The sequence below is a fragment of the Alitiscatomonas aceti genome (assembly GCF_025567195.1).
Lineage (GTDB): Bacteria > Bacillota > Clostridia > Lachnospirales > Lachnospiraceae > Alitiscatomonas > Alitiscatomonas aceti.
The window spans coordinates 26,873-40,775 of the sequence record NZ_JAOQJF010000002.1 but is presented as its reverse complement, the minus strand read 5'-3'; the positions used below and the strand labels follow the sequence as shown (position 1 = coordinate 40,775).

Sequence of the window (13,903 nt, the reverse complement as noted above, 5' to 3'; positions counted from 1 at the left end):
CGGCGTGTGTCTGTCAAAGCGTTGAAGTAAGAGGGTGCGCCGGCAGGCATTGTCTTACGGAGCTTTCAGGAGGGGTTGTGCAGTGAAACCTCAAACCGGCGTAGGCTGTTAAGGCCGAAAGAAAATGCTCCAAAAGACCCTGCTATAAGGCAGGGTCTTTTTTCATTAAGAAAGAGGAATTTTGATGGATTTATTACAGGAATGTGCAGCGGGTTTTGAACGCCTGCTGCCCTATCAGTACCATATTGTTGCCGGACGAAAAGGAAAAACACTGGAGTTTACCATTTCTTTTGATCGGGCGGACTTCCATCACTTGGCAGGCTTACATAAACTGACAGACAATATCCGCTTTCTGACCGGCAGGCGGGCGAATATTATGCAGGAGATTTTATCCGGTAAGCTGACATTCGCCCAGACACAACAGAGCGTATTTTTCCAACAGATGGAGCCACGATTGAAGCCACTTGTCCATTTGGAGGAATTTCTGGCCAAGCGCACAGGGAATGATACCCAGGTGTGCCGCACTTTCTTCCCAAAAGCGGAGAAGGACTAAGCTCAGGGCCAGCCGCGCTACACACTACTGAAGAAAGAAAAAATCAACATCGTCACTGGAGAAGTCACCGTTCAGTATGATCGGCTCACTCCCAAAACAACAAAATCATAATCACCCGTTCCATGGGTGATTTGCTCCAGAGCTATAATCCCTTGTTACCAGGCCAACGTCTCAAGGCGCTGGCCTTCTCTTTTAGCTGTTGGATTTCTGTTTACATAGCCCTTCCCACATCCCCGTTCAAGCCATATTGCTCTTGACTCGTCGTCCCTTAATGGGTATTGTTACTGCTTGGCATTAACCCTTAAAAGGGTCCTCATATTCTTTTACACTTAACTTATCCATTGCAATATCATGCTTTTCCTGGTCCTGGATATACTTTTTTATTTTATCCTCATTTAATCCGACTATACGAATATAATATCCTTCTGTCCAGAAGTTTCATCAATCAATCACAACTTTTTCTCTTGTATCTGTAAAAGCTATTTCCAATTTTTTCATGTTATCACCGCAGCACAATTTTAATTGATCGGACTGTCCGTGCAGAAAAGCACCTCCCTTCGTCATAGCGGCGGAGGAAGGTGCTTTATCGTTCCGGTCCCTCCGGAAGCCCTTACCGCTTCAAGGCCATCAGCGTTCCCACGATCCCCATGATGCACAGAAAGATCGCGGCCATCCTCTTTTGTTCTTTGCTCACGCCTTCAGCCTCCTTTCCTTCCGGTCCCAGGCAGCTTCCCCGGAGGCCGGACCCGGTGATGAATCCAAAATCATTTGACTATTTCCATGAACCAGTTTATGATGGTAGGGCACAAATGATAAAAAACAAAACCACAAGGGGGATTTTACTGCTATGGAATACGTTCACAATCTGATCTGGCTCTGTCCCATGCTGTTTGTCGCCGGATTCATCGACTCCATCGCCGGAGGCGGCGGACTCATCGCCATGCCGGCCTATATGATGTGCGGAATGCCCATGTATTACGTATATGGATGCAATAAGTTCCAATGTGCCTTCGGAAGCACCGCCGCCGCATATAAATACTTTAAAAGCGGCTGTCTGGATCTTAAGATCACAGCTGTCAGCGCCGTTTCCTCGTTCCTCTGCTCCTTTTTAGGCACCCGGATCATTTTTTACCTCACCGACGCCCAGATCCGGTCCATGCTCATGGTACTGCTGCCCCTGACCGCCGTTCTGGTGATCTTCGTGAAAAACGCCTGGAGTTACACGGCAAAGGAGCAGCCTCTGACGGCCCGGAACATTCTCATGGCCCTAATCACTGGTATGACCATCGGCCTTTACGACAGCCTTTACGGCCCCGGCGGCGGCACCATCGCCATGCTGCTCTTTACATTCCTGTTCCACTATGATATCCGCACCAGCTCCGGGAATGCAAAGATGGTCCTGATCGTCTCCAACTATACCGCCCTCATCAGCTACATCCTTTCTGGAAACGTTCCCTTTGCCATCGGCATTCCATGCGCCGTATGCAACGTCCTGGGAAATTACATCGGCGCAGGCTTTGCCGTGAAAAACGGAGCAAAGATCATCCGGCCCGTGATGATCTGCGTGGTGGTGGTGCTGATCGTAAAGCTGCTGCTGGGCAAATAAAGCAGCATCCTCTGTTCTTTTATTCTATTTCCAGAAATCTTTCCACGATCTTTACAAACATGGCTGATCCGATCCAAAGCACATCCTCGTCCACATTGAACCTGGGGTTATGATGGGGGACGTCGGTGTGCTTTTCCGGGTTGGAGGAGCTTAAGAACATGAAGGCTCCCGGCACCTGATTGAGGAAATAAGCAAAGTCCTCGCCTCCCATGTTGGGCGCGTCCACATGGTCGATGACACGGCTCTCCCCGACCACCTCTCTTGCACAATCTGCTGCCAGAGCCGCCATCTCTGGATCGCTGATCACCGGCGGAGCTCCCCAGATCATCTCATACTCCACTTCACCGCGGAAGGTCCTGGCCGTGGCCTCCGCCACCTCTTTGATCCGTCTGGCCAGCTCCTGGCGGACGTCCTCCTCCAGGGCACGGATGGTCCCCTCGATCAGAGCTTCCGATGGGATCACATTGTATGCGAACCCGGCCTCCATATGGCCGATGGTCAGCACTGCCGGCTTCGTGGCCGCGATCTCCCTGGCAACGATCTCCTGGAGATTGATCACAATATGGGAAGCGATATTAATGGGGTCCACGCCCTTTTCCGGTGTGGAGCCATGACAGCCGTTACCCTTTACCCGGATCACAAATTTATCGAAAGACGCCATACAGCAGCCCGGCGTGCATACCATGGTTCCCGACGGGATGTCTTTAGAAAGTATGGTTCCGATATGGGTGCCGAACACTGCGTCCGCCCCCTGGATCCCGCCTTCCTTTATGGTGCGCTCCGCTCCTCTGGAACCCTCCTCATCGGTCTGGAATAAAAGGCGGACTGTACCTGGGATCCGGTCCTTATTTTCACTCAATACCCTGGCTGCCCCCAGGAGCATGGCCGTATGGGCGTCATGGCCGCAGGCGTGCATGATTCCTTCATGCCGGGAGATATATTCCACTTCATTGGCCTCCTGGATGGGCAGGGCATCCATATCAGCCCGGAGGGCAATGGTCTTTCCCGGCTTTCCTCCCCGGATCTCAGCCATAAGGCCGCTGTCGCTTTTATTTTCAGTAAATGGGATCCCCATTTCTGTCAGCTTCTTCATTACGTATGCCTTGGTCTCCGGCAGGTCTCCCCCGATCTCTGGGATCTGGTGCAGGTCCCTGCGCATGGTTACGATCTCATCCTGTAAATCTTTACAAATTTCCCACATATTTTTCTCCTTTTCGTGTCCGTCCGCTCCTGTATCTGCGTTCCCAGCCTTGGCGGGCGTCTGCCGGGACCGTACTGCAAAAGTCCCCTCCCCAGGATTTCTGAAATTTTCCGAAACCCGGGAAGGGGACCGCTTATTTCTGTATCTTAGGACTCGGAAGAATCAAGGCTTGCTGCCCTTGCTTCCACTTCCTTCTTCTGAACGTCGCCGGGAGCCTGCTCGTAACGGCTGAATTCATAAGAAAATACGCCGATACCGCCGGTCATGGAACGAAGGTCCGTATTATAACCATAAAGCTCAGATACTGGCACGTCCGCCACGATCTCCTGTTTTCCGCCGTGTAAGGAATTCATTCCAAGAACGCGGCCTCTTCTGCGGTTCAGATCTCCCATTACGTCGCCGGTATATTTATCCGGAACCACGACCTTTAAGGAGGCGATGGGCTCTAAGAGCACCGGACCGGCTTCCATAAAGCCCTTCTTGAAGGCCAGGGTCGCAGCCATCTTAAAGGCCATTTCGGAGGAGTCCACCGGATGGTAGGAGCCGTCCAGAAGAGTAGCCTTGATGCCGACCACCGGATATGCGGCCAGCGGGCCCTTCACGCAGCATTCCTGAACGCCCTTTTCCACTGCCGGGAAGTAGTTCTTGGGAACTGCGCCGCCGAATACTTTTTCCTCGAATACATAAGGTGTCTCCAAATCGCCGGAGGGCTCAAAGGACATCTTAACATCGCCGAACTGACCGTGTCCGCCGGACTGCTTCTTATATCTTCCGGGAGCCTCCACTTTCTTGCGGATGGTCTCGCGGAATGCAAATTTCGGTTTGGAGAGCTCTACCTCTACCTTATAACGGCCCAGGAGCTTGCTGACAACCACTTCCAGCTGCTGGTCGCCAATACCGTAAAGAAGGCTCTGACGATTCTCTGCATCGTTGACAGCCCGCAGAGTCAGATCCTCTTCCATAAGCTTGGAAAGCGCGCTGGAGATCTTGTCTTCGTCGCCCTTGGTCTTTGCCATATAGCGCATATATGTATACGGTGTGGAGATCTTCGGCTTATGGTAAACGATGGGAGCGCTCCGCAAAGCGATGGTATCGCCGGTCTGGGTAACGCTTAGCTTCGCAACAGCGCCGATGTCTCCGGCCCTTAACTCCGGAACCTCGATCACTTCCTTACCTCTTAACATATAAACCTTGGCGATCTTTTCTTCTGCATCTTTATTTACGTTATAAATGGTGCTGTCGGGCTTTAAAATGCCGGTACAGATCTTCATCATGGAGTATTTTCCGATGAACGGATCCACCACGGTCTTAAATACCTTTGCAGAAAGGGAGACCTCGTCGTTATACTTAGCTGTAAAACGCTCGCCGTTGGAAACGTCCACGCCGATGCACTCGCCAGCCTCATCCGGCGACGGGAAGTAGCGGTCGATGGCGTTTAACAGAGCGTGGAAGCCCTGGCAGTTGATACCGGAGCCCATCATGACAGGAACGATATTGCCCTGGCAGACGTTGGTCTGTACGGCTGTATAGATCTCATCCTGGGTGAATTCCTCGCCGGAGAAATAACGCTCCATATATTCCTCGCTGGTCTCAGCCACGGCCTCGATCAGGGCATCGCGGATGATCCCTAAGTTTTTCTTCGTATATTCGGGAATCTCACATTCCTCATAGTCGGACAGATTCGTAAACCGTCTGCCCTCCATCTTAACAGCGTTTACGAAGCCGACGAATTTTTCATTTTCACGGATCGGCACCTGGAACGGGGCGATCTTTCTTCCAAACTGTTTTTCCAGCTTTAAGATCAGTTCACGGAAGGATGCATGGTCATCATCCATATTGGTCACAAAGATGATCCTGGGGAGGCGGTACTCTTCGCATAACTCCCATGCCTTTTCTGTACCTACTTCGATCCCTGCCTTGCAGTTTACAACGATAATAGCCGCATCTGCAACGCTGACAGCCTCTTCCACTTCGCCCACAAAGTCGAAGTATCCGGGAGTATCCAGGAGGTTGATCTTAACTTTACCTTCTGCGCCCTGGTATTCAATGGGGACCATGGTTGTAGAAATTGAGAACTGTCTTTTAATTTCTTCTTTATCGTAATCACTGATGGTATTTCCGTCAGAGATTTTTCCCATTCTCTTGGTCACGCCGGTCAGATAAGCCAGTGCTTCAGCGACTGTGGACTTTCCGGCACCACCGTGGCCTAAAAGTACAACATTGCGGATCTGTTTTGTTCCATAAACGTCCATATTCATTCCTCCCGTACTGTTTTAGTCGTTGGTTTTCGGACAATTTCATTTTCATCTCCGAACCTATGACGATATTCTACCAAAATTCATGCAATATTACAAGTAAAATATGCAAAGTGCACAAAATATTTTTCTAAAACATCGGACTGATGGAAGATATGCTGTCATGGGCTCCAGATTTTACTCTGTTTTTACATACCTTTGATTCAATTCATACCTTTATCCATTATACTCCACTCACCGATCAGAAAAACGACAGGGGGGCACTGAAATGATGAGAAAAAAACTTTTGATCACTTTACTGGCTGCCATGACCGCGGCCGCCGCATTACCCTTTTCTGCCTCTGCGGATGAATGGAAACAGGATTCCAGCGGCTGGTGGTATGAAGTCGATGACGATGACGACCAGGATGATGACGACGATTATGTGAAAAAAAGCTGGAAGCTTATTGACGGAAAATGGTATTATTTCCATGATTCCGGATATATGGCCACCGGATGGGTGGAGCTGGACGACGGATGGTACTTTCTGAACAGCGATGGCTCCCTTTTGACCAGCGGCTGGCCCCCGGACCATTGCTGGGTGGATGACGATGGCCGGTGGGACGATGACAGGGATGACAGAGACGACCGGGACGATGACAACGACGACCGCGATGACTACAACGACGACCGCGATGACGATTGATACCCTCTCAGAACTGATGCAGTATCTGAAATAGTTACAAAAACAGAGAGTCCGCCATTTTTAAGTGGCTGGCTCTCTGTTTTTCTATCTCCTATTTTTGCATTCCAACCGGCCGGGGCACGCCCTTTCCCTGGGACAGCTCCCTTAATGATCGGATTTCAGCCCCGCTCCGCACATGGTGATCAGGCAGTCTCTGGTCTCTCCGTTTTGGCGGCAGAATTCCAGGTAGGCCGCGTAATTGGCTGCAGTGGTGTGTTCACAATAGATCCCCTTTCCGGCCAGGATCTCCCTGGCCTCCAGGATCTTCTCCTCCGGAGCATGGATGAACTGGACATGATATTTATAAGCGTACTCCAGGATCTCTTCTCCCCGCATAGGAACTCCAATGGCAATGCCCTCGGCCAGTGTGGGCTCCGGAGATACCCTGGCGGGCTCCCGGCTGCCCTCCTGGGCCGCCTTTAATAAGGGATCGCATTTTTCGCTCTGGACCGCCAGGATCCGGGGCATGGAGACAATGGCTCCACTTTCCAGCAGATGCTCCAGGGCCTTTACAGCCCCCAGGAAAAGCGTACCGTTTCCCACGGGGATCACCAGATGTTCCGGGATCCTCCCCAGCTGCTCCATGACCTCGTAGATATACGTCTTTGTCCCCTCATAGAAAAATGGATTGTATACATGATTGGCGTAGTACAGCCCTTCCCGGTCGGCCTTTTCCCTGCACACGGCGGCACAGTGGTCCCGGCTTCCGGGCACCACCGTACATACGGCTCCGTGGGCCCGGATCATGGCGATCTTTTTAGGAGAAGTTCCCTGGGGCACAAAGATCTCACAGGGGATCCCGGCCCTGGACGCATAGGCGGCAATGCTGTTTCCTGCGTTGCCGCTGCTGTCCTGGACCACATAGTCCACTCCCGCCGCCTTACAATGGGCCATCAGAACGGCCGCCCCCCGGTCCTTATAGGAAAGGGTGGGCATCATGTAGTCCATTTTTAAAAGAACGTTCCCGTCCATGCGGACCACCGGAGTCATACCCTCTCCCAGGGTCAGCTCCCTCCAGCTTTCGTCCTCCAGGGCCATGTATTTCCGGTAGCGGAACTGGCTCCACTGGCTTTTGTCAATGCCGTCCGGCCTAAAGGGAGGTGGAGTAAAATCCAGCTTCCAGAGTCCCCCGCAGCTGCATCTGGCCTGGCGGGTGGAAACAGATACTTTTTTTCCGCATTTAGAACAGATATAATCCATACTTATTCCTCCTCTTTTCTGGCGCGGAGCTCATCCATCTGCCGGATGGCTGCATCCGCCCGGTTCATACCATATCCGCTTCTTTTCTTCACACCTCTGCAATTTATCTTATCTTACATCCCGTATGAAAACCTGTCAATAGACCGGCTCACAGCGGCAGTCTCCAGGGCATGAGCCAGGCAGTTTCTGGATTTTCTCTCTAAAAAAGCCTCCGGCTGGGGCGGCCGGAGGCTGATACAAAAATAAGAGGTTGTATAATAGGAGGTTTCTATTGTTTTATAATTTCAGTCCCTCCGCGTACATCCTGTACGTTTCCAGGCCAGAGAGATCTACGTCATTCAGAGTCACCGGCTCCCCTGCCTTCACATCCTGCTGGAGTACCGCTCCGTTTAAAAGATAAAACGGTGCAGCGCTTCCCACAGCTGCCCGTTCCAGAAGCTCCGGTGTCAGGCCGTCGATTTCATGGTGATGGCCATGGACTGTGAGTACCGTCCCTGCCGGGATATCCCTCTGGGCGACGCCGGCAAGCACCGATACCTGACGGCATTCACTGTGGGTGCTGATCCCCATGAGATCTCCCTCCAGGATCGAAACCGGGGTCTCCAGCCCCATATAATGATAGGGATGGTAGATACAGCAGTATTTCCCATTCCGGCTCATCACATGGCCCTTTCCCTTTAAGATCTCCCACATTTTTTTATTCTCACAGCGGACGATGACGAATTCACCGCCGCAGAAGCTTGCCTCATTCTTTTCCCGGAGATTATAGAACACATCCACCACTCCGGTCTTATCCAGGATCCCGCCGTCCTCTTTGGGAATAAAAATATCGGCCAGCTCACTGACCCTGGCCATGGGGTAGCTTAAGAATGGAGACGCCGGGACCAGTCCTGTGATATTGGACACCAGGTTCATCTCACAAAGATCTGCAGAGATCACCTCTGCATATTTGCCCAGCAGCTTTTTCCTGGCCTCCAGGGTTTCGGTCCCCTTATAGCTCCAGCAGTCCAAAAGCTCCGGAAGCTCCTCCGGTCCGCTGTTTCCGTCCAGATATTGGAAGGTCCCTGTCTCCCGGTCCCATACCATATCATATTCGCTGGATTTGCCGGCAGCGATCACCTCCAGGCCCAAAAGCCTCGCCCAGGAATAAAGGTCCAGGAGATTTCTCGGCTGATCCCCGTTTACCAGGGCATACACCGCATGGTTCTCCTCTGCGGTCTGGTTCAGTACAGGACCGCAGACACTGTCTGTCTCCTTGGAGACCATATACACGTTGATCCCTTTCCTCAGCGCCCTTAAGGCCGCGTCGGAGCTGACTGCCGTATTGCCGGTGCACTCCACCAATGCCGTGATCCCGCATTCCGTCACCAGACGGTAATCATCCACAATAAGAATGGCATCCTCAGATGCTGCCTTGATATCCTCCAGGCTATTGCACACCGTGATCCCAGCCTCATCGTAGCCGATCTCCTTCAGTACCTCCAGGCATTCATCCGTATGTCTGGAACAAATGACCCGAAGCTTCATGTGGGCCACTGTGGGGATCTGGGCCAGCAGCGTGTACCCATAGCCCTTGGTGGCTCCCACTACTCCCACCCGGGACACCCTTCCTGATCTGTCATTGAGAAGATTTGTATAATCCATAGATTCTGCTCCTTTTCTTTTATGGACGGAATACGATCTTAATGGCCGCATCGTCCTTATCTGCCAGGTCAAAGCCGGCCCGGATATTCTCCAGCCGGAATTCATTGGTGATCAGCGGATGGATCTTTACACTGCCCTGGATAATAGGCCGCAGGGTATCGGGTACCCATACATACCGCTCCTGCCAGGTATGATGCACCAGACAGGTATTGACAAATTCCAGGCCGTCGTCATGCCACCGGCTGATATTTAAATTCACCGGAGTGGTCACCCAGCTGTAAAAAACAAACTTTCCATTGTGGCGGATCATGGTGCTGGCGGCATTGAAGGATTCTGCCGTTCCGGCGGCCTCCACCACCACGTCGGCTCCTCGTCCTCCGGTCAGTGCCTTCACCTTTGCCACCGGGTCCTCTTCTCTGAAATTGATGACCACATCAGCTCCCAGGGATTTTGCCAGATCCAGCTTTCCATCCAGCACATCCACCACGATCACCTGGTAAGCGCCCTTCAGCCGGGAACACTGGGCAATGATCTGTCCCGCGTAGCCGCCTCCCATGACCACCACCGTATCGCCCAGCTGGACGCCGGTATGAAGTCCGGAGAACATGGCGCAGGCCGTGGGCTCACCCAGGGCAGCGATATCCATATCCAATCCCTCGGGAACCGGCTGGAGCTGGAAGCTTTTTGCCTTAAAATAATCCGCAAAGTTATTATTCCATCCAAAGGCCATGACCTTGTCTCCCACCTTGTAGTCACTGACGCGGCTTCCTACGGCTGCCACCGTCCCGCCACTCTCATGGCCCAGAAGAAAAGGAAACTCCGGCGGCTGGCGGAACTCCGCCGTCTGGGGCGGAAGGAAGCCTCTGTAAAAGCTCTTATCCGATCCGCAGATCCCCATCATATGGTTCTTTACGATAATATCGTCCTCTCCGCATTCCAGTTCCCGCTCGATCAGCTCGATATCATAGGCTTTATTGAGCCTGGCTGCTCTTGTGATAAATTTTTCCATTTCTGCTTCCTTTCTGCAGTCTCTCCAGGACTGCGCCCCTTCGGGAGCAGACGCGGGCCGGCCGCTGCTGCGGCTTCCCTCCGCGCCCTGTCCCCGGCACATCAGATCACATGAAGGGCCACCAGCAGGCAGGTCACTGCGGCTCCCACAAAGCCGGCCACAGTGGATGCGCCGCCCACGGCGCGGATTCCCTGGTTCACATCCATATTGGACATGGAAACCGTTACCCAGAAGCCGGAGGAATTGGCATGCTTAAACATCAGCGCACCGGTACCGCAGGCCAGGAAGGCCGCCACCGGAGAGATCCCCAGGGTTGCCAGCATGGGCTCCACCAAGGCTGCCGCCGTCATAACGCCCAGAGAGTTGGAGCCAGTCACCACATGGATGATGGCTGCGATGATAATAGGGATCAGGATCGCCGGAAACGCGGACTGGGCAATGACTTCCGCAATCTTTTCAGCAACGCCCGCGTTCTTAACAAAGGTAGCCAGGGCTCCGCCCATGCCTGTTACCACAATGGGCATGGCCGCGGCATTGATCCCGTCGTTGACCCAGTCGTTCAGCACCTTTTTGCTCTTCCAATCCTTACCGGTCAACAGAAGGGAAAGGATACAGCCAGTGAAGAGAGCAGCCAGAGGACTTCCGATGAATGCGCAGAAATTGGCGATCTGCGTATCGGGAACCAGAACAGAGGCCGCTGTATTCACAAAGATCAGAGCCAGCGGGAACAGGATCGGGAGCAGGGATCTGGACAGGGACGGAAGCTCCATGTGCTCCGTCTCCCTGGCAGCTGCCAGGAATTCCTCCTTGGGAGCCACCGGTGTTTTTAAGGACATACAATAGAAGGTCGCCGCGATCACGCTGGGAACCGCAACGATGGCTCCCCAGAGGATGGCCTGGCCCAGCGGCACGTTCAGCAGGGCCGCAGCAGACACCGGCCCCGGTGTAGGCGGTACAAGAGACGCTGTGACCAGGGCTCCAAGATAAAGAGCCGTGCCGTAGCTCATCATGGATTTCTTCGTCTGGACTGCCAGCATGGACACGATGGGGATCAGAAGGATCACCACTGTATCGGCCCAGATGGGGATACCCAGGATGGCAGAGCTCAGGGCAATGGCCCAGATCATGTGCTTTTCACCCACAAGGCCAATGGCCCATTTGGTGATCCGGATGGCCGCTCCTGTCTTTTCCAGCACGGTTCCCATGGTACAGCCCAAAAAGATCACGATGGCCACACTTTTAATGGTACTGGAGAAACCGCTGTTGATGGTCCCCTCGATGTCCTGCCAGGGTGTCCCCAGGGCAATGGCCAGAATAAATGCCGACAGAAGGATTCCCATGGCGGCGTTGACTTTGCACTTGGAGATCAGCACGATCATCAGGACGATCACCAGAGCAAATACGATCAGTACGTACGATGTTGACATAAGTCAAACCCCCTTTTGTATTTTTCAGATATCCATGTTAAAAAGCAACCTTTATGCCAAACGGATCGTCCTGCGCAGATTTTCTTTTTGTGTCAGTATTTTCCTTGTGTGTCCTGCATGGTCTTTTCATGCTGTTTTTCCTTTTTATGTGCATATTCAATAAAATTTAGTTGCAAATATGTTGCAATGCATCATTTGCATCGTGTTTCATCGCTGCACCATCCAGATTGTTTCAGGCCGGGATCATAGATTATATTTTTTCATTTTTCTCCACAGGGTGGAGCGGTCCATTCCCAGAAGCCCGGCAGCCCGGACGCGGCTCCCTCCGCATCGTTCCAGGGCCTCCAGGATCCGCTCCCGCTCGGGCCTTAAGGGATCTGCCGGAAACGCCGTGCATGCAGTTCCGCTCTCCTTTGTTTCCGTTTTCCTTTCTTCCATGCCGGCCTCCTCCAGGTCCCTGGGATACAGGGCGCGGCTCAGGTCCTCTTTTGTCAGTATACTTCCGTCCCCAAGCACCAGGGCCCTCTCTGCAATATTCCCAAGCTCCCGTATGTTTCCCATAAAAGGATACTGGTACAGCAGCTCCAGGGCCTCCGGCTCCGTCACCGGAGCCTTCACGCCCATATCCTGGCAAAGCTTCCCCAGCAGATGGCAGAACAGAAATTCCACATCCCGCTCCCTCTGCCTTAAGGGCGGCAGAAACAGCCGCAGCACATCCAGCCGGTACATCAGATCCTTCCGGAATCCTCCTTCCTCCGACAGCCTTGTGATGCTCTTGTTGGTAGCTGACAGGATCCGCACATCGATATCGATGACCTTATTATCCCCAATGCGGCGCACCTGCTTTTCCTGAAGAGTCCTCAGGAGCTTGCTCTGGGTGGAAAGAGAGATCTCCTCCACCTCATCCAGAAACAGGGTGCCTCCATGGGCCTGCTCAAACAGCCCCATTTTTCCTCCCCTGCTGGTGCCTGTAAAGGCTCCCTCCACATAGCCGAACAGCTCGCTTTCCAGCAGATTTTCCGGCAGGGCCGCACAGTTGATGGCTACAAAGGGGCCGTTTTTCCTGCGGCTGCTGTTATGGATGCTCTGAGCAAACAGCTCCTTTCCCGTTCCGGTTTCACCCACGATGATCACGTTGGAATCCGTTGCCGCGTACCGCCGGGCCGTCTCTATGGTCTCCTTCATGGTCCCGCTCTCGTGGAGGATATCGTCAAAGGTGTATCTGGCCTTCAGCCCCCGCTCGCTGAGCTTTCTCCTGATCTGGCTCTCCAGATTCTGGATCAGGGTGATATCCGAAAGGCAGATCACTGCTCCAGATATTTCCTTGTTGGCGATCACCGGACGGCAGCTCACCGACACCCTGGTCTTCGTTCCCGGTATGGTGAGGATCCGCCCGCTCTGTTCCAGGCCTCCCGTCATGACCGTCTCAAAATCCTTATAAAGATAGGGAAGAACGGTCTTCAGCTTCCGGTCCATGAGGCTCACATCTCCATTCATCTGCCGCACCACCCGGTTTCTGACCCGGATCACTCCGTTCCTATCCACGTACAAAAGACCGTCCTCAGAGGAATAAATAATCGTCTTATACATCTGGGAGATCACCCGTTCGCCGCGGATCCGGTCCACCGTGCGCACCGCCTCATCCACAGCCCGGGCCACCGTATCCTGGCCAGTTTTTATGACCACCGACGGGATTCCTTTGTGCTCTGCCAGGATACAGGCCGAATATCCCCCGACCACAGCGTCGCAGCCAGAAGCCAGGATCCTTTCCATGGTCTTTTCCAGATCGTCATGAAGCACCGGAGCAAACACCGCCGCATTGACCCCCACCATACGGCAGATCTCCTCAGCCTCAAACAGCCGGCTCTCAAAGCCACAGATGGCGATCTTTCCGGGATGAAAGAGCTTTTGGCACTCGATCACCGCCCGCAGCATATCATAACCGGAAATATCCAGACAGATGGTGGGTATGTTCTTATATCGGGCAATGGTCTTCTGGGCTGAATAGCCCCGGGCAATGATGGCATCGTATTCGTCTGCCGGCACATCCGGCGTATCCTCCACTGTCATCACCTGGACATCCGCGTCCAGGCGCTCTCTTTCCGGGTGATGCGCAAGCACGTAGTCTACGATCTCCTTCAGCTCCGGATACGGAACGATCACTAATAATCTTATCATGGGTTCCTCCTGAATTTTATGTTGCACACTTGATTGCATTTTCGTTGCATTGTTTCAAGTATACTGCATCATGATGCGTCCCGTCAACCAGGGGAGCGGTGGGACG

At 53.1% G+C, this 13,903-nt stretch carries 10 protein-coding genes and 1 pseudogene; 3 read left to right on the top strand and 8 right to left on the bottom strand.

What is annotated here, in order from left to right; genetic code table 11:
• The first annotated feature begins 184 nt into the window (after nt 1–184).
• Nucleotides 185–553 carry a PBECR4 domain-containing protein gene (locus tag OCV69_RS01080; protein WP_262562911.1) on the top strand — a complete coding sequence of 123 codons (369 nt, stop codon included), beginning with the start codon at nt 185–187 and terminating at the stop codon, nt 551–553.
• Between the two features lie 294 nt (nt 554–847).
• Here OCV69_RS01080 and OCV69_RS01075 read toward each other — a convergent pair.
• Nucleotides 848–988, bottom strand: a pseudogene (locus OCV69_RS01075) (IS200/IS605 family transposase); the annotation flags it as partial.
• Between the two features lie 412 nt (nt 989–1,400).
• Between OCV69_RS01075 and OCV69_RS01070 the strand changes: the two are divergent.
• Nucleotides 1,401–2,159 (top strand): sulfite exporter TauE/SafE family protein, encoded by a 759-nt coding sequence (locus OCV69_RS01070; protein WP_022274648.1) that lies wholly within the window; start codon nt 1,401–1,403, stop codon nt 2,157–2,159.
• Between the two features lie 19 nt (nt 2,160–2,178).
• On the opposite strand, the gene OCV69_RS01065 is transcribed toward OCV69_RS01070, so the two are convergent.
• Nucleotides 2,179–3,360 (bottom strand): M20 metallopeptidase family protein, encoded by a 1,182-nt coding sequence (locus OCV69_RS01065; protein WP_158357027.1) that lies wholly within the window; start codon nt 3,358–3,360, stop codon nt 2,179–2,181.
• A gap of 146 nt (nt 3,361–3,506) precedes the next feature.
• Nucleotides 3,507–5,612, bottom strand: a complete 2,106-nt coding sequence (locus OCV69_RS01060) for an elongation factor G (protein WP_158357026.1) — start codon at nt 5,610–5,612, stop codon at nt 3,507–3,509.
• Nucleotides 5,613–5,883: 271 nt separating this feature from the next.
• Here OCV69_RS01060 and OCV69_RS01055 point away from each other — a divergent pair, with 271 nt between their 5' ends.
• Nucleotides 5,884–6,300 (top strand): hypothetical protein, encoded by a 417-nt coding sequence (locus OCV69_RS01055; RefSeq protein ID WP_262562910.1) that lies wholly within the window; start codon nt 5,884–5,886, stop codon nt 6,298–6,300.
• A gap of 144 nt (nt 6,301–6,444) precedes the next feature.
• On the opposite strand, the gene OCV69_RS01050 is transcribed toward OCV69_RS01055, so the two are convergent.
• The 5 genes from OCV69_RS01050 to OCV69_RS01030 form a co-directional block, all read right to left on the bottom strand.
• Complete coding sequence (locus OCV69_RS01050; protein ID WP_022274644.1) at nt 6,445–7,539, bottom strand: threonine synthase; 1,095 nt, start codon at nt 7,537–7,539, stop codon at nt 6,445–6,447.
• A 276-nt stretch (nt 7,540–7,815) separates the two neighbouring features.
• Nucleotides 7,816–9,183 carry an SAF domain-containing protein gene (locus OCV69_RS01045; RefSeq protein ID WP_158357025.1) on the bottom strand — a complete coding sequence of 456 codons (1,368 nt, stop codon included), beginning with the start codon at nt 9,181–9,183 and terminating at the stop codon, nt 7,816–7,818.
• A gap of 19 nt (nt 9,184–9,202) precedes the next feature.
• Complete coding sequence (locus tag OCV69_RS01040) at nt 9,203–10,192, bottom strand: zinc-dependent alcohol dehydrogenase (RefSeq protein WP_262562909.1); 990 nt, start codon at nt 10,190–10,192, stop codon at nt 9,203–9,205.
• 101 nt (nt 10,193–10,293) lie between these two features.
• Entirely contained in the window at nt 10,294–11,619 is a 1,326-nt protein-coding gene (locus OCV69_RS01035; protein WP_022274640.1) for a GntP family permease, read from the bottom strand.
• Nucleotides 11,620–11,862: 243 nt separating this feature from the next.
• The gene (locus tag OCV69_RS01030; RefSeq protein WP_022274639.1) at nt 11,863–13,797 is read right to left on the bottom strand and encodes a sigma 54-interacting transcriptional regulator; all 1,935 of its coding nucleotides are present in this window, start codon (nt 13,795–13,797) and stop codon (nt 11,863–11,865) included.
• Nucleotides 13,798–13,903 lie beyond the last annotated feature (106 nt).